This is a genomic window from Dokdonella aquatica, assembly GCF_051987395.1.
Taxonomy (GTDB): Bacteria; Pseudomonadota; Gammaproteobacteria; order Xanthomonadales; family Rhodanobacteraceae; genus Dokdonella.
In genome coordinates this window covers 76083-102674 of sequence record NZ_CP197094.1, presented here as the reverse complement: position 1 = coordinate 102674, position 26592 = coordinate 76083, and the positions used below count along the sequence as shown (strand labels likewise).

Below are 26592 nucleotides of genomic sequence, written 5' to 3'. Positions count from 1 at the left end.
CGGTCAGTCGCGCCTGCGCACGCCGCGCACACGGCGCGAGGCATCGAGGCTCACGACGAGATCCGCACGCGCCGGCAGCGTGCGCAGGCCGTGCCGGCTCAGGCGCTCGTAGTGCTGCACGAAGCGTGCGATGCGCGCGGGTGACATCGCCTGCGGCGCGCCACGCCGGCGCAGCGCGTCTTCCTGCTCGTTGCGCCAGCGCACGACGACGTCGAACGACGGCGCCGCGAGCACGAGCAGGCGATCCAGGTGTGACCACAGCCGTGCGTAATCGCCCGTGAGTGCGGCGTTCACGGTCGAACGCCAGATGCGCGCCGCATCCTCGTCGCGTTCGAGCGCATTGACGGGACGCGCGAGCGCAGCCGGCGCCTGCGGCCCGATGCCGACGCACCAGCCTTCGAGGATGACGAGATCCGGTACGGCCGCGACGCGGTACCAGCGCGAAGGCGGCAGGCGCGTGTCGCGGCCCTTGTCGAAGCGCGGCACGCGCGCGGGACGAGCCGGCGACGCGAGCGCGAGGTCGGCGAGCGTGCGTTCGACGAGCGCGACATCGTGCGTGCCCGGCACGCCGCGCGTCGCGAACAGCGGATGCACCTCGCGTGCGAGGCGCGCACGATCGCGGCGGCCGAGGTAGGCGTCGTCGAGCGAGAACGCCAGCGCACGCCAGCCGCGTTCGCGTGCCGCGGCGACGAGCTGCGCGGCGAACGTGCTCTTGCCGCTGCCCTGCAGTGCCGACAGGCCGAGCACGAACGGCCGGCGCCGCCGGCCTCGCCACGTCGCGACGGACTCGAGCACGCGGGCGACGAGCGCGTCGTCGTAGCCCGCCGGCGGGCTGCTAGCATGGCGTCCCATGAATGCCGAAAACCCCTCTCGCGACGATTCGTCCGCACTGTACCAGCAGGCCCTCGACACGCTCACCGACCTGCTCGCGCAGGCGCAGGTCGCCGGCGAACCCGAGCCGACCGCGATGAACCTCGCGACCGTGTCCGCGCAAGGACGCGTGTCGTCGCGCATCGTGCTGCTCAAGGGCGTCGACGCGCGTGGCCTGCGCTTCTTCACGAACCGCGACAGCGCCAAGGGCGGACAGCTCACCGCGCATCCGCAGGCCGCGCTCACGCTGCACTGGAAGCACCTGCGCGAGCAGGTCCAGGTGCGTGCCGAGGGCAACGTCGTGCCGCTCGGTGACGGCGAATCGGACGCCTACTTCGCCTCTCGCCCGCGCCTGAGCCAGATCGGCGCGTGGGCGTCGCTGCAGTCCCAGCCCTTGCCCGATCGCGACACGTTCGAGGCGCGCGTCGCCGCGTTCGAGGAACGCTTCGCCGACGGCGCAGTGCCGCGCCCGCCGCACTGGGGTGGTTACGTGCTGCAGCCCGACCTGCTCGAGTTCTGGTACGGCGCGGGCTTCCGCCTGCACGAGCGCGTGCGCTATACGCTCGCGGACGGCACCTGGACGCGCGGCCTGCTGTACCCGTGAGCGGTGATCCGTTCCCGCGCCGCATCGTCTGCCTCACCGAGGAGCCGACCGAAGTCCTCTACGCGCTCGGCGAGGACCACCGCATCGTCGGCATCTCGGGCTTCACGGTGCGTCCGCCGCGGGCGCGCAAGGAAAAGCCCAAGGTCTCGGCGTTCACGAGCGCCAAGCTGCCCGAGATCCTCGCGCTCGAGCCCGATCTCGTCATCGGCTTCTCGGACATCCAGGCCGACATCGCACGCGAGCTGATCCGTGCCGGCGTCGAGGTGTGGATCAGCAACCATCGCTCGGTCGAGGGCATCCTCGGCTACATCCGCCGCCTCGGCGCGATGGTCGGCGCGGCACAGGCCGCCGAGGCCTATGCCGCGCGCGCGCAGGCCCATCTCGATGCCGTGGCGCGTGCGGCCGCGGCGCTGCCGTGGCGGCCACGCGTCTACTTCGAGGAATGGGACGAGCCGCCGATCAGCGGCATCCGCTGGGTCGCCGAACTCGTGCGCATCGCCGGCGGTGACGACGTGTTCCCCGAGCTCGCCGCGCAATCGCTCGCGCGCGATCGCATCATCGCCGACAGCAGCGAGATCGTTCGCCGCCGTCCGGACCTGATCCTCGGCTCGTGGTGCGGCAAGCGCTTCCGTCCCGACAAGGTCGCTGCGCGCCCGGGCTGGGGCGCGATCCCGGCCGTGCGCGGCGGCTCGCTGCACGAGATCAAGTCGCCGATCATCCTGCAGCCGGGGCCCGCTGCGCTGTTCGACGGACTCGATGCGCTGCACGCACGCATTGCCGAGGTCGCACACGCGAAGCCCGGCCCGGGTTGAGCCGGCAGCCCGCGACGGTGTCGCGGGTGCAGGCGTCAGTCGCTGACGTTGTGGTTGAAGCGCACGGCCAGCGAGCGCTCCGCGCCGTCGGGCAGGATCGTCAGCGCGAACGTGTACGTGTCCGGACCGATCGCGTCGAACGTCGCGAGGTAGCTCACTTCGGCGCCCGGCACGGCGCGGAACGAGAGTGCCTGCTTGCGGCCCATGAGGTTGGCCGCCTCGCCCTGCACGCGCGCCGCGACCGCGGTGCTCGTGCCGCCTTCGCCGTCACGCTGCACCGAGACGTTGAGCAGGCCCTTGCGGTCGGAGCGCGCGATGCCGTACTCGCGCGCCATCGCCTCGCCGAGCGCCATCGTCGGCAGCGCATTGAAATGGACGACGAGGTCGCCGAAACGTTGTTCACCCATGGCGTCAGAGTCCCATGCCGATGCGCAGGCCGAGGTCGAAGATCGGCGCGACCACGAGGATGCGCGCGAGCGCGATCACGAGCGTCACGACCATCGGCGAGAAGTCGAGGCCTCCGAACGAGGGCAGGCGCTTCTTCACCGGCGCGAGCACGGGTTCGGTCAGCTGGTAGACGAGCGGTACCGCGGGCTGGCGCGCATCGGCGTTCACGAAGCCGAGCACCACGCGGACGATGATCAGCACGATGTAGAGCACGAGCACGAAGCCGATCAGGTCCGCCAGCGCGATGATCGCGAGGCCGGCGATGTTCGGCACGCTGCCGGCCAGCGCGAACGACAGCGTGCGCTCGACGAGCAGCAGCAGCCACGCGAGCACGATGCCGGCGACGTCGAGGTTGCGCCACGACGGCACCACGCGGCGCATCGGCATGAGGACCGGGTTGGTCACCTTGTAGAGCATCTGGCAGATCGGGTTGTAGAAGTTCGCGCGCACGACCTGCAGCAGCACGCGCAGCACGACCAGCGTGACGAGGATGCCGAAGACGAACGCGATCAGCAGCTGTCCCGCATTGGCGAAGTAGTTCATCGCGCACCTCCGGCGAGTTCGCGCCCGCGTCGCGCGGCGGCATCGAGTGCGCGCGCCACGACGTCACGGAAACCGTCGGCGGCGAACTGCTCGAGCGCCGCCTGGGTCGTGCCGTTCGGCGAGGTCACGCGCTCGCGCAGGCGCGACGGCGGTTCGTCGCTCTCGCGCGCCATGCGCGCGGCGCCGAGCACGGTCTGGATCGCGAGCGTCCGCGCGGTCTCGCGCGCCAGGCCTTGTGCGACGGCGGCGTCCTCGAGCGACTCGATGAACAGGAACACGTAGGCCGGACCGGATCCCGACAACGCGGTCACCGTGTCCATGAGTGCTTCGTCGTCGATCCACGCGGTGATGCCTGCGCTGCCGAGGATCGCCTCGGCCTCGGCACGATGCGCCGCCGCGACGGCCGGGTTCGCGATCAGGCCCGTCGCGCCTTCGCCGATCAGTGCCGGCGTGTTCGGCATGCAGCGCACGACCGGGAAACCGCCGCCGAGCCAACCGTCGATCTGTTCGAGTCGAAGCCCCGCCGCGATCGAGATCACGAGCGGTCGCGCGTCGCCGAGCACTGCCGCGGCAGCCCGGCACACCTCGGGCATCACCTGCGGCTTCACCGCGAGCACGAGAGTTGCCGCATGCGCGATCGCGGCGTCGGTTTCCGCATGCACGGCCACGCCGAAGTCGGCGTGCAGCGCCTCGCGTGTGCCCGCATGCGGCTCGACCACGACGATCGACGCTGCAGGGCGCCCGTCGCGCAGCAGCGCACCGACGAGGCTGCGCGCCATGTTGCCGCCGCCGAGGAAGGCGAGGGTGGGAAACGTGTCGGGCATGGCGTCGCTCGGTGCGGTGGAGCAGGCAAGCATACCAAGCGCGGAAACATGCGATGGACGACATGGCCGTGCGTGCGAATCGAAGCCGTAATCGGCGTCATACGGCGTGTCCGTGCCGGGCATGCTAGGTTCGATGCCTCGGCACGGGGACGGGATGACGATGACGCTTCGAGCGCGCAAGGGACGATGTGGTTTCCGGTCGCTCCCGCAGCGAGGCTCGCCAGGTGGACGCCAGCCGTGAGCGTCGAGGAAGCCGTTCGCGTTCTCTCGTCGCGCAGCATGCCGGGCTACGTCGACATCACCGGATGCATCGACGTGGCCGGATCCTTCGACGAACGCATGCGATCCGCTTCGGCCATGCTCGACACCGCGTCGAAGCTGTTGCACGACCATGCAGCCGACGGGTTCCTGCTGGTGATCGTCGACCATGGTTTCACCGACGCTCCCATGCTCATCACCTCGACCCGAGAACTCGTGCCGCTCCGCTGGAAGCGCGTCCTGCTGTACCGCGTCGCCGATACCGATGTGCTGGATCCTGCACGGGAAGTCCACCGCCACGACATCTGCTGGACGATCGAATCCGGTGGCTGCGTGAAGGGTCTGTTTGCGTCGTACAGGGATGCGGATGCGATCCGGAATGACTGGGAACACGGCAATGTGCTCTACCTTTTCGGTTCGTCGGAACGATGATCGGCGGGCATGGAAAAACGTGGTTCGAATCCTTGTTCTCCGAATGCAGTTTCAGGATGCTCCGGATGGATGGGGGGCGCGCACCGGGAGAGCTTACGATTCAGCGAGGCGAGAACGGGGTTATGACAAGGCCTGTGTTGTTCCTGGCGGGCGGACTCCGGCCTTGATGCTCATGCCCGCGTGAAGGGCGCAGGAAGGAATGGGTTTGTGTGGATATCACGGCATCGGTTCGGCGTATCGTGGTCGTGAAGCAGTTCTCGCGCGCCGGTGACGATGCGTCATCACACGATGCCGGCTAAAGCGTGGCGGCTTTTTAATCACATGGGGTAGGTGCTGTGGGTGGAATTCTTTCTGCGATTCCCTTTCTTGTTTATGTTGCAGGCGTCATCTTCATAAGCCATGTATGGAATGATCTGAGGGCGGCTCTTGATGGTGCTTCGTTCGTCTGCGTGATTGCATTCTATCTTGTCGGGGTACGTACGGCCGCCATTTTCGTGGCCACGTACGTGGCCGGTCTTCTGGGTTACGAAAACAAGGGTGAGCGTGATTCGGACGAGTCGCGATCATGATCGTCAAGACGGATTTGAACGGAGTCTGTTTTCTGATGAGGGACAGGTATCGTGTCCAGAAAGGTGGTGACTGATGAAGGTCGCGTCAGCCGCAATATTGTTGGCGCTTTCGGGCACTGTTCTCGCGGTTGCTCCCATGGAGGACCGGAGGAGAGGGGTCTCCGTGACGTACGCAGATGGATCGTCCGTGCAAGTGACCTGCGATCCGGCCATGGAGTGTTCGATGCGTGTCGACACAGGTTCTGATACTTATCAGATCAAGAATTCATCGTTCGGGGACGAATACCTGATCGTTCCCGGTCATCTTGTACTCTTTCGCGGTGACATCGAAGGTCGGCCCATCGTTCAATTCGAGTACGATTGCAAGGATCGTGAGGACAATGATTCCTCCACATGCCTCGCGACCGCCGTTGTCGACAAGGATGGCGCCAGCATCACAAGTACTTTCAGGCGCTCGGCGAAGGATGATGACTATTCCATCAAGAAGGCGCGCTGATGAACCGCGCGCACGATGAGGCTGATATTGGAATAACGTTCGTCATAGGTCTTTTTGCATCTGCAGGCACACTTTCTGTTCTTGTGCTCAGGATGATCCTGATGTCAGCCTTTGGCAAAAAGGAATGCGCCAGAAAACTGGTTCCCGCCAGAGTTCTTGTTCTCGCCGACTTGTTTGCGTTCAGGGCTGCGTTGTTTGCTCTAGGGCATCCGAAGATGGATTTCAGGGTAAGATTCTTCGCCATCAGCCACGCGGTGATGCTGTTGGCTACCATGGCGGCATGGATATGGTTCCTGGCTGGCTTATTGATGGTTTTTCAATAGAGCACTATCCGCCGTGCGCGGGGGCGGAGGCTTGCGGAGGACGCGGCGGAGAGTCTGGGGCGTCGCTAAAGGCAGGGATATGGGGACATTATTATTAATGATGGGTGAAGATAGGGTGGAATTACCGCAGGTGATTCCGCCGTATGCAGTGTCGCCGCCGCGGATGACGCGTCGTTTCGCATGGCGGCGGAATCCGCTTCGCGGGTTCCGCCCTACGACCGCAGACTCGCGTCGCGGTGCTTCGGCATCGAGGGTCGGGCGGAACCACCGCAGGTGACTCCGCCGTGCGCGGTGTCACCGCCGCGGATGACGCGTCGCTTCGCATGACGACCAGGAAGATCCGGGACAGACACAACTGAAGCAGCCGGAGAGCGGCGCGGCGAGAGGCGTGTAGCGCCGTGAGTTCTGCGGATCAAGGACGAGATGAGAGCGCGCACGCGTCGGCTCCGCCTTGGCCAACCAGCCGATGTGCGTCGATTGCGATTCATCCGCCGGGACTGGGCGGGCTCAGTCGCCCCACGCCATTCGCTGCGCCGCAGCGTGGAATGTCCACGCGAGGAACCGGCTCTGCTTGGCACCTTGCGACATCGGGATCTCGCGCACGTCGACAGCGCCTGTCCTGGCAAGGCGTGCGCGCAGGTCGCGCAGGTGGTCCGACGTCGCGACGAGGCTCGTGAACCACAGCACCTGGTCGCGCTTGGCGACGCTCTCGTCGATCATGCGGCCGACGAACGCGACTTCGCCGCCCTTGCACCACAGCTCGTTGGACTGGCCGCCGAAATTGAGCGCGGGCCGTCGTGCGCTGCCGCCGCGGCCGAGGTTGCGCCACTTGCGTGCGCTGCCGCGTGCGGCGTCGGCCGCCGAGGCGTGGAACGGTGGATTGCAGAGCGTCGCGTCGAAGCGCTCGCCGGCACGCACGACACCCTCGAAGATCGCCGTGTGCGAAGCCTGACGGCGCAGTTCGATCGCCGCGTCGAGGCGGTTCGCGTGCACGTTCGTCTCGGCGGCGCGCAGTGCGGTCGCGTCGATGTCGCTGCCGAGCACGTGCCAGCCGTACTCGGCATGCGCGACGAGCGGATAGATCGCGCTCGCGCCGGTGCCGATGTCGAGCAGGCGCACGCCGGGACCGCGCGGGATCGTGCCGCTGCGTGACTCGGCCAGCAGGTCGGCGAGTGCGTGCACGTAGTCGGCGCGACCCGGGATCGGCGGGCACAGGTAACCTTCGGGAAGCTCCCACTGCGCGATGCCGTAGTCGGCCGCGAGCAACGCACGGTTGAGCAGGCGCACGGCGCGCGGATCGCTGAAGTCGATGCTCGTCGTGCCCGCGGGCATGCGGATCAGGAACGCTTCGAGCGGTTTGCAGGCGCGCACGAGACGCTTGAAATCGTAACGACCCTGGTGGCGGTTGCGTGGGTGCAACGCGTCGCGTCGCTCGCGGTCGTCGGTGGAGCGGGAACCCATGTGTCGGTCTCGGCGTGTCGTGTGGGAGCTCTCCGTCACGTGTCGGGTCGAGAGCCTTGCGGGCACACCGCTGTGGTGTGCTTCGGTCATTCTCGCTCATCCCCGGGTCGCCGGCCCGGAATGCGTCGGCGCGACAACGCTGCGTATCGCCGATCGCGCACCGCATACTCGCCGGACGTTGAGGGCATTCGGGGGGATCGACGATGAGCGGCCTGTACGTATTGTTGTGGGTGATTCCAGCCGCTCTGTTCGTGCTGGTCCACGCCGCGTTCGCGAAGCTCGCCGCTTTGCTGTTCGGTCGCGCGCGGCTCGCGTGGCGGCACGCTTTCGCCTATGCGGGACTGTTGCTGCTCGTGTCGATGCTCGTCGGCGCAGGCATGGCCTGGCTTGCGCCGCATGTGCCGGAAATCGTCGCCTCGGCCCTCGGGCTCGCCCTGTGCGTGTTGCTCGGCGGCGGATTCTTCCGTGGGCGCGTGACGGATGCGCGCGGCGTCGCCTTCGGATGGTCACGCGCGCTCCTGCTCACGCTCGTCGCGTTCGTGCTGGCGGTGCTGACGGGTCTCGCGCTGATGCTGCTGTTCGTCCCGCTGGCGAGCGTGCCGTGACGCGACGCGACGCGTACAGCGTCGGCCGACGCCGGATGCCTCCGAACGCTAGGCAGGACGGCCGAAGGAGGCGAGCGACGATGCGCTGCCGGGATGCCGTCCCGCAACGACGGCACCGCTCGCGACCGTCCGCGATACCGGTGTTCGCCTCGCGGGTCTTCGGGCCACGCAAGAAAAACGCCCCGTGTCTCGCGACACGGGGCGTGAGTTGGGTTTCACCGCGGCACCCTCGCGGTGCCGCGGCTCGGCCGGGTGGTTACGGCGCCGCGACCGTGATCGCCGCGCCGCTGCGGTCGTAGCAGTAGCTGTTGAGCGTGGCCGGGAAGCCGGTCGCGCTGGTGGTGGTCATGCGCAGGTAGCCGTAGCACGTGCCCGAGGGCGAGGTGCCGAGCGACGAGCAGTTGAAACGGAAGCCCATGCTGCCCGTGGCGGTGCCGGCGCGCCAGGCGGTCATCGCGCCGTTCGTGCGCGAGAACACCGAGGACGGGCCTACCGAGGCCCCGGCGGCGAGAACCGAGAGATCCGACGAGGTCGTGGATGCCGCGACGCCCGCACTGATCGCCGGCGAGTTGTTCCACCACACCGTCAAGCCCGTGGCGTTGCCGTAGAGGTTGATGTCGTAGCCGGTGGTGGGATCGGCATCGACGATCGAACCGGTGATCCAGTTGATCGCCGTACCGTTGGTGTTGTTCGCGACGGCATGGTTCAGTGGCGCCGAGCAGACCACGTTGTTGGCCGGGTTGGTGACGGTCAGCGTCGCGTTCGCGGCACCGGCGTTGTTCCCGACGTCGGTCTGCAGCGCACCGGCCGCGATCGTGTTGGCGTAGCTGCCTTCGGTGGCCGAGGTGACCGCGACCGACAGCGTGCAGCTCGCGTTGGCCGGGATCGTCGCGCCGCTCGACAGCGACACCGAACCCGCGCCAGTGGTGGCGGTCGCCGTGCCGCCCGGGCACGTGGTCGCGGCGTTCGGCGTCGGCGCGACGACGAGGCCGGTCGGGAACGTGTCGACCAGCGCGGCCGTCAGTGTTGCCGGCGTGGCGTTCGGGTTCGACAGCGTGATCGTCAGCGTGCTCGGGGCATTCACGAGGATGCTGGTGGGCGAGAACGCCTTCGCCAGCGTCGGCGGGAAGGTCGGCACGACCGCAGGATCGAAGCCGTCGGCGAACAGGATGTCGGAGCCGATGACCTCGAAGTTGCCCGGGCTCATCGCGAAGAAGATGTTGTTCGTGCAGCGCACCCGCACGCGTGCGGTCGTCGAATCGACATTGGGTACGTTCACGGTCGCATTGCCCGTGTTCGGCACCGCGGTCGCGAGCATGGCCGCGCTGCTCGTGAACGGGCCGCCGGTGTAGAGGTCGATGTCGACGGCTGCGCACGAGATCGGAGCGGCGTCGGTGCCGGCCACGTTCCAGGTGACGAGCTGCTGCGGATTGGACAGGCCGTTCCACACCGTGCCTGCGGCAGGAGCGGTGACCGCGAACGGACCCGCCGCGGCCTTGACGGCGAGAGTGACGTCACGGCTCTCCGAGGTGCCGCCGGTCGGCGCGTTGTCGAACACGGTGAGGCGGAACGTGAGGTTTCGCTCGGTGGTCGGCAGCAGCTCGCCGACCATCGTCGCCCCGCTGATCAGGTTCTCGAACTTCGGTACCGTGCGCACGCCCGAGGCGGTCGGCGTCAGCGAGCGGATGATCGGGCCGTTGCCCGGATCGACGGCGATGTTGGTGGTCGCGGCACCGAGGTCGTACTGCTCCCAGCTGTAGGTCAGCGAGGCGTTCGGCGCCGTGCTCGTGGCGCTGCCGCTGAGCACGAACGGCGTGCGCGACGGGATCGTCATGTTGGTCAGCGGTGCGACGACTGGCGAGGCATGGTTGGGCTCGTTGACCGAGCACGAGCCGCCGGTCGAGGCGTTGCTCGAGAACGTGCCGATCTCCTGCAGGCTGCGCGCGTGGAAGTACGGGTCGGAGTTGTTCTGCAGGTCCGGCGCGCAGATGCCCGCGTAGGCCATGATCGTGGAACCGCTGCCCGGCTCGTAGGCCGAGTTCGTCGAACGGTTGCCGCCGCAGCTGTTGTTGAACGTGTGGTTGCCACCGAACTGGTGGCCCATCTCGTGGGCGACGTAGTCGATGTAGAACACGTCGCTGGTGAGCGCGGCCTGGCTCGACAGGCCCGTCGTACCGCGTCCCTTTCCACTCGCGCTGCACACCACGCCGAGGCCGGCGACGCCGCCGCTGCCGGTCGTGAACACGTGGCCGATGTCGTAGTTGGCCGAGCCGATCACGGCGTTGAGGTTGCCCGTGTTCTGGTTCAGCGCACCGGTACCGTTCGAGTACGGGTCGGTCGCCGAGGTCGGGTAGATGACGAGGTCGTTGTTCGGCACCAGCGTCATGTGGATCGACAGATCGTTCTCGTAGACCTCGTTGACGCGGTTCATCGCGACGACGACGGCGGCGAGGCCGATCTCGACGGTCGGCGCGGCCGGTGCGGCGATCGCGGTGACGTACGGGCTGTTCGCGGCGACCGCGGCGCGGTAGGTGCGCTTGATGACGCCGGTGGTGGTCGCCGGCGTCGGTCCCGGTACGAGCGCAGTCGGATACTCGCCGTGCACGCCGCAGTTGAACGGCTCGCGCGCGAACTCGGCGTCGCGACGCGAGAACGCGACGTACTCGCTGCCCTCGCCGAAGCGCACCGGGCGCACCACCCAGACGTCGTGGTGGTCGAACACCATGATGTTGAGGCCGATCGGCGACAGGTCCACGCGCGCGCGCAGGCCCTCCGGCGTGGTCGCGCGGAAGCTGCGGATGCGCGGGTACCTGGCCGCGAGTTCGGGCGGCATCGTGCCGGAATCCGAGAGCACGAGGTCGGCGAAGCCGCCGTCCGGTCGCGGCACGGACAGCGTGAGGCCGATGCCGCCGCGCGCGATCTCGGCTTCCATCGCGCGGAAGTCGAGGCTCAGGGCGCGGTACGCGTCGGGTGCCTCGACATCGGCCGGCAGCGCGCGGTTCGGCGTGTCGAGCCATAGGTCGCGCGTGGCGGCGGAAGCCGTCGAGGCAAGGCAAAGCGAGAACGCAGCAGCCAAGGCCGCCGCGAGTCGGATACGGATGGACATGAATGAATCCCCTGGAACGGACCGTCGAGGCACCGTGCGCGCAACCGCACGGCAAGACCGTCGATGCTACACCCGCGTGCCGATCCGGGCGAATCGGCCGCAGCGGCGAGTCGCGCGGTATCGGTCGCCAAGCCGCTCGCCTGGCATGGGGGCCGGAATGGCACCACGCCTGCCGCAGATGCCTGGGGTCGCTCGCTCTCAGGCGTCGGTCTTCCGGTGCCAAGGTCGATGGACCTGCCGCGCGAGCTTCAGAAGGATGCCCGTGGCGACCAGACACACGACCACCGCGACCACCGAGCCTTCGGCCCCGAACGCGCCGCCGGTCAGCCATGCGGGGCCGGAAAGACTGCCGCGAATCCAGCCCTCGCCGGTCTGCCCGGATACCGCGATCGAGAAGATCGCGCCTTGGGTGAAGTTCCAGGACAGGTGCAGCGCCGCGCACAGCCACAGCCGCCGCGTCAGTGCCGCAGCCAGGCACACGACCACGGCGACGACCGAGCCTTCCGCGCCGAACGCGCCTCCTAGACCTGGGACACCTAGACCTGGGACACCCACATTCCGTTCCGTTCCGAGCGAGCAAGCACAACGGTCGAGTCGGGTCGCGAATCTTCGGTACTCTTCACGCAGGCGGACCTCTGCAACGTCAACGGTCGACACGGATCAGGCGTTGGATGAGTCTTTCAGCAGGCCGCGACACGGCATCGGGGCCGCGCGGTCGTTTCAGGCTTCCGTACGGACGAGCCTTCGCGCCGCACTTACGCCCTTGAGCCATCGCTGTCCCATCACGGCGGCCTTGTCGATCAGGCTCTGTGCCGATCCGACCGCGCGGGAATAGCGCGTTTCAATCCCTAGCACGTGGCGCTCCCACGCCGTGTCGCGCAGCCCGAGCTTCTGCAGGATGGGCGGCGTGTCTGCCGTGATGTGCCCGCGCTTGTCGGGGCGCGTCAGCCGCGCTGTCCAGTCGACCAGATCCAGATACGATGCCGTGCTGATCGCAAGCACCGCGAAACCCGGTTCGATACCCGCGAGCGCAGGGAGTGGTGCCGCGGCATCATGCTCGCCGAGATTTTCGATGCGCCGCTTGACTCCGGTGTGATGGGATCGCGGTAGATCCTCGGCGATGCCAGCGCGAACCGGGTTGAGGTCGACGTAGTTCATGCAGGCGAGCACGGCCGCTTCGTCCAGTAGCGCCTGGCAGGTATAGCGCCCCTCCCAGAAGCGCCCCGTGCAGGCATCTTCTTCGTTCGCGCGACGCGCGATCGGCTCGTTGAGCGCGCGCATGAACCACGAAAGATCGCCCAAGCGCTCGCGACATGTCGCCAGGCGATCCGCGTTGCGAAGAAGGGCGCCTTCCTTCTCGCGACAACGCTCCGTATCGACCATGCCGTCGATGCGCGCAGGGAAAAGCCGGACCCACCGAACGGCGACCTCCTCATCGGACCACGCCCGCGCGGTCCGCGGATCGACCCGCAGCACGACGTGGGTGTGGTTGCTCATCACCGCGTAGGCGTAGAGTCCGACCGCAAAAATGTCCGCCAACTCGAGCAGTCGCTGCTCGACCCATTTGCGACGGTGCTCGAACGACCGCCCGCTCAGCGCATCGACACCGCAGAGCCAGGCACGCCGCACGCACCGCGAGATGCAGTGGTAGAACCCGGACTGATTCCGGTCGACGAGGCGATGGCGTGCAGTGGTCATGACATGCATGGTCGACCGATGCGCGCTACATGTCTGTAGGAACCTACCGATTGCGACTGTAAGCGGATGTCGAGATCATGGCTGTCCCGAATGCACCCCGATGTCGAGATCATGGCTGTCCCGAATGCACCGTCTCCCGAATGCACCGTCAATGCACCGTCCCGAATGCACCGGGTCCCGAATGCACCACAACAGCAGCAGGTGCCGCCGGCAATGTTGCAAATCAAGCAATGACCAGTGATGGACCAATTGACACTAAAAAAGCGCTCATTGCCGGGGGAGTTAATGCCGCTGGGATGGTGGCGGGGCAGGTGCTTCAGGCGCCAGCCAAGGCTTTAACTACCACTACAGTGACTGGAAATCCTGGTCTGCCAGTGACTTCGCTGAGGGGAAGAGTTTTCAGGATTGGTGCTGAAGCTGCAGAGGAGTTTCCAGATGAGGCGTCTCAGTATGTTATTCAGGATGTATCGGGTGAAATTATTTCTGCCGCAGTAGATAAAAAGATGAACTAATTGGATCGCGACGATGCTTGATATATCCCTCTACGTCCTGTCATTTCTTTTATTTGTGTCAGTCGTTCGTTCTTTGGCTGGCGGGAAGGTTGAGTGGTTCAGTGGAGAGGCTTTTAGTGCCGACAGGTCATCTGAGCCTAAGACTTACTGGTTCCTTATGTGTTGTGAAATCATGCTTGCCGTTTTCCTGGTTTGGTTGGCCGCCGTATAGGCAAACGGCGCGAGAGGAGAGATCCGGTACACCCACCAAGGAGAGATCTGAGCGTAGAGCTGGGGCACCCGCATTCCGAGCGAGCACGATGCCCGAGCCGGGTCACGGATCTTCTACGCTCTTCACGCAGGCTAGCGCCTGCAACATCAACGTTGGACACGGATCAGCCGTTGGATGAACCTTACAGCAGCCGGCGACACGGCGTCGGGGCCACCCGCTAGTTTCAGGCTCCCGTTCGGCCGAGTCTCCAATGGCCGTGGGCATTCCCTTAAAGAAGAATAGGCGACATCCAGGGCATCCAGATTCTGTCGAAGCAGTGGGTCTTGGCTCGCTCCCGGGCGGTGGATCTTCCAGTGGCCTTTAACACGATCCGCGACGCCGCTGTGTCAGGCCCAGAAGGATGCCCGTGGCGATCAGGCACAGGACCACGGCGACGACCGAGCCTTCTGCCCCGAACGCGCCGCCGGTCAGCCATGCGGGGCCGGACGGCGCGCCGCGGATCCAGCCCTCGCCGGTCTGGCCCGACACCGCGATCGAGAAGATCGCGCCTTGCGTGAAGTTCCAGGACAGGTGCAGCGCCGCGCACAGCCAGAGTCGACGCGTCAACACGTAGGCCGCACCGAACAGCAGGCCGAGCTCCGCGCCGAGCATGATCGCCACGAGCGGCGTGGCGCCGTCATTGCCGAGGTGGGCGAGGCCGAAGACCAGGCTCGAGAGCACCAGCGCCCATACGGTGCCGATCGAACGTTCGAGAAGCCGCAGCAGCAGGAGACGGAACACCAGCTCCTCGACCAAGGCGCCGGCGGCGATCTTCGGCAGCATGTCGGCGGCCACGGCGCCGAGGTCGCCGAGCGTGCCGACGGACGCGATCGCATACGCACCGACCGCCGCGAGCACGGCGACCACGCCCGAGAACAACAGGCCACCCAGCACGAGGCCGGACAACAGTTCGGGTATCGCGTGGCGAGCCGACAACTCGTGCACGTCGCGCCGCTCGTACACGCGCACGAACGCCCAGTAGGCGACACCGAGCACCACGAGCTTGATCAGGTTGCGCAGGTCGCGCAGGTCGGGATCGGGCAGCAGCAGTCTCGTCAGCACGTTCGCGGCCAGGAACGGCAGAGCCACGAACAGCAGCGCGGCGAGCCAATGGCCCGTGCGTGACGTGGAGAACCATCGGCGCGATCGGGCAAACAGGGTCGGTGCGGGGTGAGCGGCGGAAGGTGAGGCGGGCAGGGGCATGGGCTTCGCTCGGAGGAGGGCGTCGGGTCACGCGCGATCCGATCCCACGTGCTGGTCGCGTGGGCGTCGTCGTCTCGGGGACGCCCGAAAATCAGGGGCATTCGTGTTCCCGTGCCGTGGTGATCGCGCGGGGACCGGGATACCGGTGGATGCGCCGGGGTTGCAGCGTCCGACGGCGAAGTGCGGCGTCGCCTCGTCGATCAGGCGTGGCAGGGAACCGGTAGCGCGCTGTGCTTCGACGTCACGCCGCGCTCCGGTGTCTCTCGCGTGGGGAGGGTTTCCTGGAGGAATGCACGGGACGGCGGTGATGCATGCCTGCCTTCCATCCATGCAAACGCCGGGAGGATGCCCGGTCGAACGATGCGGGAGCCGGTCGCCATCACGCGCACCGCGGCGCCGGAACGGATGTGGCGGACAGCTGGCGCGATGCCTCGGCGCCACGAAGCTCGATCGCGCCCTGCGACCGCAACAGCTGAACCCGCGCAGGCGCCGTGATACAACACGCGCTGGCCAGTGGCACGCGCGACGGGCATGACGGGGACGGGGACGACGACCGAGCTTCTGCAACGGTGGAGTGCCGGCGAAAGCCGCGCGCTCGACAACCTGTTGCCTCAGGTCTATGCGGAGCTGCGTTCGCTCGCCGCGAGCGAGCTGCGTGCGCACCAGGGGCATCGCACCCTGCAGCCGACCGCGCTGCTCAACGAGGTGTTCGTGCGCCTGCTCGATGCCGACCACGTCGACCTCGCCAATCGCAAGCACCTCTTCAGCACGGCGGCGCGCATCATGCGCCAGATCCTCATCGACCGCGCGCGTCGCGCGGCGAGCGAGAAGCACGGTGGCGACTGGAAGCGCGAGAGTTTCCTCGAGGCGATGCAGCTGCCGATCCCGCAGGAGACCGACCTGCACCAGCTCGACGCGGCGATCGAGGAGTTGTCGGTCGCCAACGAGCGCATGGCGCGCGTGGTCGAGCTGCGCTACTTCGTCGGCCTCAGCGTGGCCGAGGCAGCCGCCGTGCTCGAAGTGGACGAACGCACCGTCTACCGCGACTGGTCGCTGGCCAAGGCGTGGCTGCAGGAGCGCATGCGCGCGTGAGCGGAGTGGCCGCGCCGGTCGGGCGCGGCCGGCCGGTGCCTCAGGCTTCCTGCCACTCGTAGACGACCTCGATCTTCGGTGCGCCGGGTCTGATCGGCGCGCTGTCGGGCGTCGGTGCGGGATCCTGCTCCTTGTCCTCGTCCTTCTTGGGTGCGGAAGGCTCGCTGGTGGCTTTAGCGAGACGATGGCCGGATGCCGGCAGCTCCGCCTTGAGCGAGGCGATGCGCCAGCGACCGCCGCGGCGCGGGAGGGCCTCGGCGAGGTGGCGCAGCAGCGCGTCGGTATCGAGCACGGGGGCGTGCGCGCCAGCCGCGCCGGCGGTTTGAAGTTCGCTGTCGAGCATGATCGAATTCCTCGGTGGGTGGTGTGTGCGACGAGCCGTACGAGAAACAGCGCGCAAAGCTGACCTTTCCCTCGCGCCGGGTGCGGGCGTGCGATCCGCCACGGAGGCTGCATGGACCTGCTGACCCAGCGCACGCTCAACATTGCACGCGACGCGCTCGATGTCGATGACCCGGCCGAGCGCCTTGCGTGCGTGCGCCGTCTCGCCGGCGGTGACGCCGAACTCGAGCGACGCGTGCTGCAGCTGCTCGACGGAGCCGACGCGGTCGGCCACGACGACGAGACCGAGCCCGAGCGCGCGGCGCCGGCCGATGCGTTCCAGGCCGGTGACCTGTTCGGCGCGTACCGGTTGCTGCGCCCGCTCGGCTCCGGCGGCATGGGCGCGGTGTGGCTCGCCGAGCGCGCCGACGGTGCCTTCGAGCGCCGGGTCGCCCTGAAGCTGCTGCGCGGCGGCTGGTTGCGGCCGGACCGGCATTTCCGGCGCGAGCGCGACATCCTCGCGCGGCTCGGCCATCCCAACATCGCCCAGCTCTACGACGGCGGCGCGAGCGGCGACCAGCCCTGGTTCGCGCTCGAGTACGTGGCCGGCGAGCCGATCACGGCCTGGTGCGACCGCCACCGGCTCGACGTGCGCGCGCGCGTGCGCCTGCTGCTGCCGATCTGCGCGGCCGTGCAGTTCGCGCACCAGAATCTCGTCGTGCATCGCGACATCAAGCCGGCCAACGTGCTCGTGGCCGAGGACGGCACGCCCAAGCTGCTCGATTTCGGCATCGCGCGCCTGGTCGGCCAGGGCGACCTGCGCCAGACCCAGACCTTCGCGATGACGCCGGCGTACGCGAGCCCCGAGCAGCGCCGCGGCGATCCGGTCGGCACGCCGAGCGATGTCTACCAGATCGGCCTGCTGCTGTACGAGCTGCTCGCCGGCCATGCCGCGCACGACCTGCGCCAGGCCGATCCGGCGCACCGCCTGCCTCGCCTCGACCTGACCGTGCAGGCCGTGCCCGAGGCACGCCGGCGCGAGGTCGCGCTCGCACGAGGCACCTCGCCCGAACGCCTGCGCGCGCAGCTGCGCGGTGACCTCGCGCGCATCGTCGCCAAGGCAATGGCCACAGTCGAGGTCGAGCGCTACGCCTCGCCGCAGGCCTTCGCGCAGGATCTCGAAGCCTGGCTGGCCGGTCGCCCCGTGCGTGCACACCGCGGCAGCCTCGGCTACCGCACGCACAAGTTCCTGCGCCGCAACTGGGCCGCGTCGCTGGCGGCGCTCGCGATGCTGGTCGCCTCGGCGTACTACGTGGTCGATCTCGCCGACAAGAACCGTCGCATCGCGACCGAGAGGGACCAGGCCCTCGTGATCGCGGGCTTCCTGCAGGACCTGTTCCGCGGCGCGAACCCGCAGGAGACCGGCGAGCCCGATCTCAGCGCGCGCGAGCTGCTCGACCGCGGTGTCGCGCGCCTCGACAAGGAAACGCGCCTCGAGGCGCGCACGCGGGCGCAGCTCGAGGCGACGATGGCGCGTTCGTATCAGGGGCTCGGCCTCTACGAGGCCGCGCGTGCGCTGTACGACCGTGCCCTCGCCACGTTCCGCGAGCCGGGTGCCGACGAGCCGACCCTGTTCGCACGCACGCTCAAGGACAGCGCTGCGAGTGCGCTCGACGCTGCGGACATCTCGGAGACCGAGCGCAGTCTGCGGGAGGCGGAGGCCATCATCGCTGCCACCGGGCAACAAGACGATCTCGACCTTGCCTATGCGCACGCCGCGGCGGCGATCAGTCTCGGCAACCTGCAGCGTCCAGCCGAGGCCGATCCGCACTACGCGGTAATCACACGGTTGCGTCAGGAGCTTTTCGCGACAGATCCCCGCTTCTTCGCAGAGATGAGCCTGCTGCAGGCGGATCACGAGTCGGCGAGCCAGCGCCTGGAGCGCGCCGTCGACGCGGCGCGTGATGCGGTCGCGCTCAATCGCGAGGCGCTCGGCGACAAGGCGCCCGACACGGCGCGTGCGCTGGTCACGCTCGCCGACATGCTGCTCGATCTGCGCCGTTACGACGAGGCCGAGCAGAATTACCGCACCGGCATCGCACGCCTGCGCGAGACGTTCGGTCCTCGCCATCGCCAGGTCGGCGTCAAGCTCAGCAATTTGGGTCTGTTGTACCTGCGCCTCGGCCGCTTCGACGAGGCGCGTACGACGCTCGCCGAGGCGCTCGAGATCCTGACCGAGGTCTACGGCCCGGACCACGAATACCTGCTGCCCGCGATGACGTATCTCTCCTGGGCCACCTTCGAGGCGGGCGACCTCGAGGCCTCGCATGCCTACATCGAACGCGCCGAACGGGTCGCCGCGGCCGAGGGTGTCGCCGACGCGTACAAGGCGCGCGTGCATCACGTGCGTTCGCGCCTAGCCTGTAGTGACGGTGATCTCGAGACAGCCCGCCTCGAGTTCGACACAGCGCGCACGACCTATGCACAGATCCACGAAGTCTTCCTCGGCCCCGCGCTGCTCGCACACCATGCCGCCTGCCTCGCCGCGTCCGGCCATGCCGACGAAGCCCGCACGCTGTTGCCCGAGGCGATACGCGGCCTGCGCGACGGCGTCGGCGAGCAGGCCTGGGACACGCGCGAGGCCGAGGCCTTGCTGCAAAGGCTCAAGGGCGGTGCCGCCTCGCGCTGAGGCGTCGAGCGAATCCGCGTGAGCGTCGATGCGTTGGGCCTGTCTTCGTCGTGAGACGAGTCAGGCCGTACCAGCTTCAGCCGCGCGCCCCGAACAGCAGGCTGCCGATGCGCACGAGCGTCGCGCCTTCCTCGATCGCGAGCTCGAAGTCCTCGGACATGCCCATCGACAAGGTGTCGATGCCGGCATGCGTGTCGCGCAGCGCGTCGAACAGATCGCGCATGCGCGCGAACGCGCGGCGGCGCGTGTCGTGATCGGGTGCGGGGGCCGGGATCGCCATGAGGCCGCGCAGGCGCAGTGCCGGTTGCGCGGCGATCGCGTCGGCGAGCGCGTCGACCCCGTCGGGTGAACAGCCCGACTTGCTCGCCTCGTCGTCGACGTTGACCTGGATCAGCACCTCGAGCGGCGGCGTGCCGGGCGGTCGCCAGCGCGCGAGCGGCTCGACGAGCTTGGCGCGGTCCAGTGTCTGCAGCCAGTCGAAGTGTTCGGCCACCTCGCGCGCCTTGTTGGACTGCAGCGGGCCGATCAGATGCCATTCGAGGCCGGCGTCGGCGAGCTCGCGCTGCTTGGCCAGCGCCTCCTGCACGTAGTTCTCGCCGAACGCGCGCTGGCCGAGCGCGGCGAGCGTGCGCAGCGCCTGCGCGGGGCGAGTCTTGCCGACCGCGAGCACGGTGACCGGGCGGCCACGTGCCGCGGCGGCCGCGCGTGCCGTCACGTCGTGCCATGCCGCATCGGGTGAAACGGGATTCTCGTCTTGCATGGGGCTGATTTTACCGGGCTATACTCGCCGCCACCGCACGTCGGCGCTGTCGCCGCACCAGGGGATCGATTCGATGGATATCGCCGAGCTGCTCGCGTTTTCGGTCAAGAACAAGGCGTCCGACCTTCACCTCTCGGCCGGCCTGCCGCCGATGATCCGCGTCGACGGCGACGTGCGCCGCATCAACATCCCGGCGCTCGACCACAAGCAGATCCACTCGCTGATCTACGACATCATGTCGGACAAGCAGCGCCGCGACTACGAGGAATTCCTCGAGGTCGACTTCTCGTTCGAGATCCCGGGCCTGGCGCGCTTCCGCGTCAACGCGTTCAACCAGAACCGTGGTGCCGGCGCGGTGTTCCGTACCATTCCGTCCGAGGTGCTCACGCTCGAGGATCTCGGTTGCCCGAAGATCTTCCGCGAGCTCATCGAGCAGCCGCAGGGCCTGATCCTCGTCACGGGCCCGACCGGCTCGGGCAAGTCGACCACGCTCGCGGCGATGGTCGACCACGTCAACAAGAACGAGTACGGCCACATCCTCTCGGTCGAGGATCCGATCGAGTTCGTGCACACCTCGCAGAAGTGCCTGATCAACCAGCGCGAGGTGCACCGCGACACCCACGGCTTCAACGAGGCGTTGCGCTCGGCGCTGCGCGAGGATCCCGACTACATCCTCGTCGGCGAGTTGCGCGACCTGGAAACCATCCGCCTCGCGCTGACCGCCGCGGAGACCGGACACCTCGTGTTCGCGACCCTGCACACGAGCTCGGCCGCCAAGACCATCGACCGCATCATCGACGTGTTCCCGGCCGGCGAGAAGCCGATGGTGCGCTCGATGCTGTCGGAGAGCTTGCGCGCGGTGATCTCGCAGTCGCTGCTCAAGAAGGTCGGCGGCGGCCGCATCGCCGCGCACGAGATCATGGTCGGCATCCCGGCGATCCGTAACCTGATCCGCGAGGACAAGGTCGCGCAGATGTATTCGGCGATCCAGACCGGTGCGCAGCACGGCATGCAGACGCTCGACCAGTGCCTGCAGGACCTCGTCAAGCGCGGCCTCGTCACGCGCCAGCAGGCGATCGGCTACGCGAAGAACAAGGAAATCTTCAAGTAATCCACACGCCGGCACCGGCAGGTCGAGGATCGGGGTCCGAGGATCGGGGTCAGGTTCATTTTCCCGTGAGGCGCATGGCGTATCGAACGTCGCTCGCGGGAAAATGAACCTGACCCCGTGCGGTGGCCCCCGTGCGGTGGCCCCCGTGCGGTGGCCCCCGTGCGGTGGCCCCCGTGCGGTGGCCCCCGTGCGGTGGACCCCGTGCGGTGGACCCCGTGCGGTGGGAAGGCATCATCCAGCGGCCCGGGCGATTCGCCCGGGCCGTTGCGTTTCAGGGCCGGCGAAGGTCGGGTAGGGCGGAACCCGCGCAGCGGATTCCGCCGTGTGCCGTGTCGTCGGCCGCATGCCCGACGCGGCTTCCTCGCATGGCCGGCGACGCCATCGCAGGCAGGTTACGGCACGGTGGGCGGATGCGACTGCGAGGTCCATCGCGACGAGGAGGTCCACGGCGGAATCGCCTGCGGCGGTTCCGCCCTACGCGTCACGCTGTCGCCTGACGTGTTTCCGTGCCGCGCCCGTCAGTGCGGCTTGCCGTCGTCCGTTGCCGGTGGCGTGGTCGGGGTCACCGTCGCCGCGAGGCCGCTGAGATCCGACAGGTCGTCGAGGCCGACTTCCTTGAGCAGCGCGTCGACGAGCGGGCGCTGGGCGCGGTAACGCAGCGCGTGGTCGACGACCGAGCGGGCGAGGTTGCCGTCGCCGCCGGCCGATCCACCGCCCTCGCTCCCGCCGCCACCACCGACGCCGCCCATGCCGCGCACGTCGACGATCTTGATGCCGTCGATGCGCTCCATCGGCTTGACCGACTGCTCGATGATGCGCGGCAACTGGCGCAGCAGCTCGAGCTGGATCTCGAGGCGGACCTGCTCGAGGCTCAACGCGTTGCGTGCCTCGTTGATGCTGCGCTTGCCCTCGGCCTCGACGCGGTAGCGCTCCTCGTCGGCGAGGGCGCGGATGCGGATCGCGTCGGCTTCACCGGTGGCACCGACACGCTGCGCCTCGGCGCGGTCGTCGGAGGCCTTCTTCTCGGCTTCCGCGGCGACGGTGAGGCCGATCGCGTCCTGCTCGGCCTGCTCGCGCGCCTGCACGAGACGCACGGCCTTGGCGCGCTCGGCGACCGCGGTCTCGCGCACCTTCTTGACCTCTTCCTCGGCCGTGACGGCCTTGGCCAGCGCGGTGTCGGCCTCGGCCTTGGCGGCGGATTCTTCCTGCGACTTCTGCGAGATCGCGATCTCGCGTTCCTGCTCGGCGATGCGGATCGCGCGCTGGCGCTCGATCTCGCGCTGCTCGAGCGTGCGGCGCTTGTCGATCTCACTCTCGGCGATCGCGCGCTCGGACGAGATCTTGGCCTGTTCGGCCTCGCGGTGACGCTCGGCTTCCTGCTGCGCGATCATCGCGGCGGCCTCGGCGGCGCGCACCTTGATCTCCTGATCCTGCGAGAGGCGCGCGTACTCCTGGTCGCGCGCGATCTCGAGGGACTGGCGCTCGGTCTCGAGGTTCTTGAGCTCGACCTGGATCTTGGTGTCGCGCTCGATGTCGTTGCGCTCCTTGCGGCGGCGTTCGATCTCCTGCGTGAGCTTGGTGAGGCCCTGCGCATCGAACGCGTTCTGCGGATTGAAGAAATCGGCGGCGGTCTGGTCGAGGCCGGTCAGCGACACCGACTCGAGCTCGAGGCCGTTCTTGTGCAGGTCCTCGGACACGGCGACCTGCACCTTCTGCGCGAAGTCGGAGCGGTTCTCGTGCAGCTCTTCCATGCTCATGCCGGCCGCGACCGCGCGCAGCGCGTCAACGAACTTGCCTTCGACGAGCTCCTTGAGCGCGGTCGGTTCCATCGTGCGGCGACCGAGCGTCTGCGCGGCGGTCGAGATCGCCGGTGCATCGGGCTTCACGCGCACGTAGAACTCGGCCTGCACGTCCACGCGCATGCGGTCGCGCGTGATGAGCGCGGCATCGCGTGCGCGCAGCACCTCGAGCTTGAGCGTGTTCATGTTGACCGGGATGGTCTCGTGCAGCACGGGCAGCACGAGCGCGCCGCCGTCGCGCACGACCTTCTCGCCGCCGAGGCCGGTGCGCACGAACGCGATCTCCTTGCTGGCGCGGTGGTAGAGCCTGGCGAAGATGAGGCCGAGCGCGAACAGCGCGACGAGGATGACCACCGCGATCGTGATCGTCGAGGCGAACGGAACGTTGAAATCCATGGTCTGCGTTTACTCCAGGTCGACGAGGGCGTCATTGGGGTTGGCGATGGCGGTGAAGCGGCCGCCGCCGGTCTGGCGCACGAGCAGCACGATGCTGCCCGCGGGGAAGGTCTGGCCCGGTTCCTCGGGTTCGACGAGCACGTGGTGGTCGGTGCCGAAGCCGTCGCGCAGGCGCGCCTCGGCAGGCAGGCCGGTGCGCGCGACGCCCGACAGGATGCGCGCCGTGCGCCCGACGAACACGGCCGGATCGACCGCGCTGGTCTCGTCGCGCGGCAGGATGCGCGCGAGCCCGGCGACGCAGGCGCGTACCAGCGGCAGCGTCGCGACGAACACCACCGGTGCGGCGAGCAGCGACGGCGCAGCGAAGCCGAGCGTCGAACGCAGCACGCCCTGGCCGACGAGGCCGGCGAGTCCGAACACGGTCAGCATCACGATCAGCACCATGAGCACGGGCACCTTGCCGACGTACAACCACGCGAGGAAGCGGCCGACGAGGCCAGCCGCCTCGGGACCGGTCGCTTCCATGCCGGTCGGTGCGTGGCCGAGCGTCTCCACGCCCGAGTGCGGCACGACGAACTCGTCGACCATGTCGTTGAGGCTGAAGCCCGTGAACAGCGCGATGCACTCGACCAGCGCGAGGCCGAGCATGACGAGCAGCGCGACGACGAACGGCGCATTGCCGGGCGCGGTCAGCGCGTCGATCACGGCTTGGCCTTGAGCTGGGCGAGGCGCTCCTGCACGCGGTTGCGGCGCGTGAGCTCCTCGAGCTCGGCGAGTTGCGCGGCCGAGTGCGCCGAGCCGCCCGCGGCCGGTCCGAGACCGGTCTGGCGGCGGAACACGCGGTCGAACGCATCGGTCGCGCGTTCGGCGCGATCCTGCACGCGGCCACTGAATTCGCCGGCCGCTTCGGCCGTGGCCTTGGCGGTGCGTTCGAGGCTCTTGCGGTAGTCGGCGAGCGCGTCGCGCATCTCGCGCTTCTTGGCGAGCAGGGCGGTCACGTAGCCTTCCAGGCGTGCCTTGTCCTCGGCGAGGTCGGCGAGGCGCGACTCGAGGATCGGCAACTGTGCCTCGATGTCGATCTGGCGTTCGATCGCGGCGCTGGCGAGGTCCTCGCGGCCCTGGCCGACCGCGAGCGTGGCCTGCTCGGTCAGCTGCTCGTGGCGCGCGCTTTCCTCGGCGAGGCGCTTGGCGGCGAGGTGACGCTGCGCCTCGACCGTGCCGAGGTCGTTGCGCACGTCGCCGATCGCGCTTTCGATCTCGCGGATCGCCTGTTCCATGACCTGCTCGGGGGCGACGTTCTCGACCGCGTCGACGAGCGCGTGGAAGCTTCCCGCGATGAGCCGCCCGACGCGGCTGGTGAGGGTCTCGCTCATGATCCGTGTTCCTCCTGTGGCGACGATGGGGTGGCGTGGCGGGCCGCGGTGCGGATGGCCGGCTGGGCGCGCCGCGCGAGGGCCTCGGGTTCGTAGCAGCCCGGGAAACCCGCGAGCGACATCTGCAGCAGCGTGTCGAGCAGACCGATCGTGCGTTCGCCGAGTTGCCGTTCGAGCGTCCTCAGGCGTTCGGTGCGTCCGCGCACATCGCCCGAGCCGAGTTCCGCGGCCGACAGCACGATCGCGGCGGCATCGGGCAACCAGGCGGTCACGCGCGCGACGAGCTCGGAGCGCATCTGCGCCTGCAGCTCGGCGCTGCGGATGCCGCGTTCGGCTCCGGCGAACAGGCGCCGGGTGAAGTCGTAGGCCAGCGCGGCGTCGTGCATCCCCTCCCTCTGCGCGCGCGCATCGGCGAGCAGCGCGCGGATCTTCTCGCTCAGGTTCGCTGCCCCGGGCAGCTCGACGGAGGACAGGTAGGTCAGATCGTCCTCGTCGAGCCGGATCGTAATGGTTTGCTTGGCCATCCGTCAGTCCTCGAAACACTTGGATACGAACGTACGCTGATCGTAAGACGAATGCAATACGTTTGTGCGCGGATTGGACGCGGGCGGTCGGCGCCGCGAAGATCGGGGGCTCGCCCGCGTGGAGCCCGCATGTCGAACCTCCGTCCTTCGCAGCGCTTTCGGTCGATCTTCAGCGGCTCGGTCGGCAACCTCGTCGAGTGGTACGACTGGTACGCCTACGCGGCGTTCTCGCTGTATTTCGCGAAGGCGTTCTTCCCCAAGGAGGATCCGACCGCGCAGCTGCTCAATACGGCGGCGATCTTCGCGCTGGGCTTCCTGATGCGGCCACTCGGCGGCTGGCTCATGGGCCACTACGCCGACCGCCACGGCCGCCGCAAGGCGCTCATGGTGTCGGTGCTGCTGATGTGTGCGGGCTCGCTGATCATCGCGGTCACGCCGGGCTACGCGCAGATCGGCGTCGCCGCGCCGGCGCTGCTCGTGTTCGCGCGCATGCTGCAGGGCCTCAGCGTCGGCGGCGAGTACGGCACCTCGGCGACCTACCTCAGCGAGATGGCGACGAAGGAACACCGCGGGTTCTGGTCGAGCTTCCAGTACGTCACGCTGATCATGGGCCACCTGCTCGCGCTCGGCGTGCTGATCCTGCTGCAGCAGGTGTTCCTGACGCCCGAGCAGCTCGAGGCGTGGGGCTGGCGCATCCCGTTCGTGATCGGCGCGCTCGCGGCCGTGACGGCGCTGTACCTGCGGCGTTCGATGGTCGAGACCGAGTCGTTCGAGAAGTCGCACGCGCCACGTGCGCGCTCGGGTTCGCTGCGCACGCTGCTGCTCGAGCATCCGCGTGCGGTCGCCACCGTGGTCGGACTCACCATGGGTGGCACGCTCGCGTTCTATACGTATACGACGTACATGCACAAATTCCTCGTCAACAGCGTCGGCATGGCCAAGGAATCGGCGGCGCTCGTCTCGGCCGGCAGCCTGTTCCTGTACATGCTGCTGCAGCCGCTGGTCGGCGCGCTGTCCGACCGCATCGGACGACGTCCCGTGCTGATCGCGTTCGGCGTGCTCGGCACGCTCGGCACGGTGCCGATCCTGAGCCGGCTCGAGGTGACGCACGACCCGGTCGAGGCGTTCGCGCTGATCATGGTCGCGCTCGTCATCGTGTCGTTCTACACCGCGATCAACGCGGTGGTGAAGGCGGAGCTGTTCCCGGTCGAGGTCCGCGCTCTCGGTGTCGGCCTGCCGTATGCGCTGACCGTGTCGCTGTTCGGCGGAACGGCCGAGACGGTCGCGTTCTGGTTCAAGGGCATCGGCCACGAGCAGGGGTTCTACTGGTACGTGACCGCGTGCATCGCCGTGTCGTTGCTGGTGTACGTGCGCATGCCCGATACGCGTGCGAACTCGCTCATCGACAGGGACGGTGCAGGCGCTGCGACGGAACCGCGATCCGGCGCGTCCTGACTCCGGACAGCGTGGCGCCCGCGATCGGGGCCGCCGCCCGGGGACACGACGGGTCGTCC

26 protein-coding genes are annotated in these 26592 nt (G+C 68.1%); 11 read left to right on the top strand and 15 right to left on the bottom strand.

The genetic code is table 11. The annotated features are described in order from the left end of the window. Positions 1–3: 3 nt before the first annotated feature. Positions 4–852 (bottom strand): kinase, encoded by an 849-nt coding sequence (locus ACQQ2N_RS00445; protein WP_440223695.1) that lies wholly within the window; start codon positions 850–852, stop codon positions 4–6. Here ACQQ2N_RS00445 and pdxH point away from each other — a divergent pair. Both pdxH and ACQQ2N_RS00435 read left to right on the top strand, forming a co-directional pair. Next, positions 851–1474, top strand: coding sequence for a pyridoxamine 5'-phosphate oxidase (gene pdxH / locus ACQQ2N_RS00440; RefSeq protein ID WP_440223694.1), 624 nt, complete (start codon positions 851–853; stop codon positions 1472–1474). The two genes, ACQQ2N_RS00445 and pdxH, sit on opposite strands and share 2 nt — an antisense overlap. Further along, complete coding sequence (locus ACQQ2N_RS00435; protein ID WP_440223693.1) at positions 1471–2286, top strand: ABC transporter substrate-binding protein; 816 nt, start codon at positions 1471–1473, stop codon at positions 2284–2286. The genes pdxH and ACQQ2N_RS00435 overlap by 4 nt, the downstream gene beginning before the upstream one ends. A gap of 35 nt (positions 2287–2321) precedes the next feature. On the opposite strand, the gene ACQQ2N_RS00430 is transcribed toward ACQQ2N_RS00435, so the two are convergent. From ACQQ2N_RS00430 to proC, 3 genes are read right to left on the bottom strand one after another with little or no spacing between them, the layout of a single operon-like run. Further along, positions 2322–2693, bottom strand: coding sequence for a DUF4426 domain-containing protein (locus ACQQ2N_RS00430; RefSeq protein WP_440223692.1), 372 nt, complete (start codon positions 2691–2693; stop codon positions 2322–2324). Between the two features lie 4 nt (positions 2694–2697). Beyond that, positions 2698–3276 carry a YggT family protein gene (locus ACQQ2N_RS00425; protein WP_440223691.1) on the bottom strand — a complete coding sequence of 193 codons (579 nt, stop codon included), beginning with the start codon at positions 3274–3276 and terminating at the stop codon, positions 2698–2700. Then, entirely contained in the window at positions 3273–4100 is an 828-nt protein-coding gene (gene proC / locus ACQQ2N_RS00420) for a pyrroline-5-carboxylate reductase (RefSeq protein ID WP_440223690.1), read from the bottom strand. Before proC ends, ACQQ2N_RS00425 begins: the two co-directional genes overlap by 4 nt. A 237-nt stretch (positions 4101–4337) precedes the next feature. On the opposite strand from proC, the gene ACQQ2N_RS00415 reads away from it, so the two are divergent. The 3 genes from ACQQ2N_RS00415 to ACQQ2N_RS00405 all read left to right on the top strand — a co-directional run bounded on the left by ACQQ2N_RS00415 (position 4338) and on the right by ACQQ2N_RS00405 (position 6178). Further along, entirely contained in the window at positions 4338–4790 is a 453-nt protein-coding gene (locus tag ACQQ2N_RS00415; RefSeq protein ID WP_440223689.1) for a hypothetical protein, read from the top strand. Between the two features lie 756 nt (positions 4791–5546). Then, the gene (locus ACQQ2N_RS00410; RefSeq protein WP_440223688.1) at positions 5547–5855 is read left to right on the top strand and encodes a hypothetical protein; all 309 of its coding nucleotides are present in this window, start codon (positions 5547–5549) and stop codon (positions 5853–5855) included. After that, positions 5855–6178, top strand: coding sequence for a hypothetical protein (locus ACQQ2N_RS00405; protein WP_440223687.1), 324 nt, complete (start codon positions 5855–5857; stop codon positions 6176–6178). Before ACQQ2N_RS00410 ends, ACQQ2N_RS00405 begins: the two co-directional genes overlap by 1 nt. 507 nt (positions 6179–6685) lie before the next feature. On the opposite strand, the gene rlmF is transcribed toward ACQQ2N_RS00405, so the two are convergent. Then, entirely contained in the window at positions 6686–7639 is a 954-nt protein-coding gene (gene rlmF / locus ACQQ2N_RS00400) for a 23S rRNA (adenine(1618)-N(6))-methyltransferase RlmF (RefSeq protein ID WP_440223686.1), read from the bottom strand. Positions 7640–7842: 203 nt separating this feature from the next. Here rlmF and ACQQ2N_RS00395 point away from each other — a divergent pair, with 203 nt between their 5' ends. Continuing rightward, complete coding sequence (locus ACQQ2N_RS00395; RefSeq protein WP_440223685.1) at positions 7843–8244, top strand: hypothetical protein; 402 nt, start codon at positions 7843–7845, stop codon at positions 8242–8244. A 256-nt stretch (positions 8245–8500) separates the two neighbouring features. On the opposite strand, the gene ACQQ2N_RS00390 is transcribed toward ACQQ2N_RS00395, so the two are convergent. From ACQQ2N_RS00390 to ACQQ2N_RS00380, 3 genes are all read right to left on the bottom strand, one after another. Beyond that, positions 8501–11350 carry a reprolysin-like metallopeptidase gene (locus ACQQ2N_RS00390; RefSeq protein WP_440223684.1) on the bottom strand — a complete coding sequence of 950 codons (2850 nt, stop codon included), beginning with the start codon at positions 11348–11350 and terminating at the stop codon, positions 8501–8503. A 198-nt stretch (positions 11351–11548) separates the two neighbouring features. Beyond that, entirely contained in the window at positions 11549–11836 is a 288-nt protein-coding gene (locus tag ACQQ2N_RS00385; protein WP_440223683.1) for a hypothetical protein, read from the bottom strand. A 234-nt stretch (positions 11837–12070) separates the two neighbouring features. Then, positions 12071–13048, bottom strand: coding sequence for a transposase (locus ACQQ2N_RS00380; protein WP_440223682.1), 978 nt, complete (start codon positions 13046–13048; stop codon positions 12071–12073). A 140-nt stretch (positions 13049–13188) separates the two neighbouring features. Between ACQQ2N_RS00380 and ACQQ2N_RS00375 the strand changes: the two genes are divergently transcribed. Next, positions 13189–13560, top strand: a complete 372-nt coding sequence (locus ACQQ2N_RS00375) for a hypothetical protein (RefSeq protein ID WP_440223681.1) — start codon at positions 13189–13191, stop codon at positions 13558–13560. A 571-nt stretch (positions 13561–14131) separates the two neighbouring features. Here ACQQ2N_RS00375 and ACQQ2N_RS00370 read toward each other — a convergent pair. Next, positions 14132–14899: a lysostaphin resistance A-like protein gene (locus ACQQ2N_RS00370; RefSeq protein ID WP_440223680.1), complete on the bottom strand. Its 768-nt coding sequence runs from the start codon at positions 14897–14899 to the stop codon at positions 14132–14134. A 645-nt stretch (positions 14900–15544) separates the two neighbouring features. On the opposite strand from ACQQ2N_RS00370, the gene ACQQ2N_RS00365 reads away from it, so the two are divergent. Further along, positions 15545–16105: an ECF-type sigma factor gene (locus ACQQ2N_RS00365; protein WP_440223679.1), complete on the top strand. Its 561-nt coding sequence runs from the start codon at positions 15545–15547 to the stop codon at positions 16103–16105. A gap of 40 nt (positions 16106–16145) precedes the next feature. On the opposite strand, the gene ACQQ2N_RS00360 is transcribed toward ACQQ2N_RS00365, so the two are convergent. After that, positions 16146–16448: a hypothetical protein gene (locus tag ACQQ2N_RS00360; protein WP_440223678.1), complete on the bottom strand. Its 303-nt coding sequence runs from the start codon at positions 16446–16448 to the stop codon at positions 16146–16148. Between the two features lie 111 nt (positions 16449–16559). Here ACQQ2N_RS00360 and ACQQ2N_RS00355 point away from each other — a divergent pair, with 111 nt between their 5' ends. After that, positions 16560–19115 (top strand): protein kinase domain-containing protein, encoded by a 2556-nt coding sequence (locus ACQQ2N_RS00355; RefSeq protein WP_440223677.1) that lies wholly within the window; start codon positions 16560–16562, stop codon positions 19113–19115. Positions 19116–19191: 76 nt separating this feature from the next. Here ACQQ2N_RS00355 and ACQQ2N_RS00350 read toward each other — a convergent pair whose 3' ends face one another. Continuing rightward, complete coding sequence (locus ACQQ2N_RS00350; RefSeq protein WP_440223676.1) at positions 19192–19875, bottom strand: YggS family pyridoxal phosphate-dependent enzyme; 684 nt, start codon at positions 19873–19875, stop codon at positions 19192–19194. 73 nt (positions 19876–19948) lie between these two features. Between ACQQ2N_RS00350 and ACQQ2N_RS00345 the strand changes: the two genes are divergently transcribed. Beyond that, positions 19949–20986: a type IV pilus twitching motility protein PilT gene (locus tag ACQQ2N_RS00345; protein WP_440223675.1), complete on the top strand. Its 1038-nt coding sequence runs from the start codon at positions 19949–19951 to the stop codon at positions 20984–20986. A 518-nt stretch (positions 20987–21504) separates the two neighbouring features. Here ACQQ2N_RS00345 and ACQQ2N_RS00340 read toward each other — a convergent pair. From ACQQ2N_RS00340 to ACQQ2N_RS00325, 4 genes are read right to left on the bottom strand one after another with little or no spacing between them, the layout of a single operon-like run. Continuing rightward, the gene (locus tag ACQQ2N_RS00340) at positions 21505–23181 is read right to left on the bottom strand and encodes a flotillin family protein (RefSeq protein ID WP_440223674.1); all 1677 of its coding nucleotides are present in this window, start codon (positions 23179–23181) and stop codon (positions 21505–21507) included. 9 nt (positions 23182–23190) lie between these two features. After that, positions 23191–23886, bottom strand: coding sequence for a YqiJ family protein (locus ACQQ2N_RS00335; protein ID WP_440223673.1), 696 nt, complete (start codon positions 23884–23886; stop codon positions 23191–23193). Continuing rightward, positions 23883–24554, bottom strand: a complete 672-nt coding sequence (locus tag ACQQ2N_RS00330) for a PspA/IM30 family protein (protein ID WP_440223672.1) — start codon at positions 24552–24554, stop codon at positions 23883–23885. Before ACQQ2N_RS00330 ends, ACQQ2N_RS00335 begins: the two co-directional genes overlap by 4 nt. After that, complete coding sequence (locus ACQQ2N_RS00325; RefSeq protein ID WP_440223671.1) at positions 24551–25078, bottom strand: hypothetical protein; 528 nt, start codon at positions 25076–25078, stop codon at positions 24551–24553. The genes ACQQ2N_RS00330 and ACQQ2N_RS00325 overlap by 4 nt, the downstream gene beginning before the upstream one ends. 129 nt (positions 25079–25207) lie before the next feature. Here ACQQ2N_RS00325 and ACQQ2N_RS00320 point away from each other — a divergent pair, with 129 nt between their 5' ends. After that, on the top strand, positions 25208–26533 hold the full coding sequence (locus tag ACQQ2N_RS00320; RefSeq protein ID WP_440223670.1) for an MFS transporter: 1326 nt from the start codon (positions 25208–25210) through the stop codon (positions 26531–26533). The last annotated feature ends 59 nt before the right edge of the window (positions 26534–26592 follow it).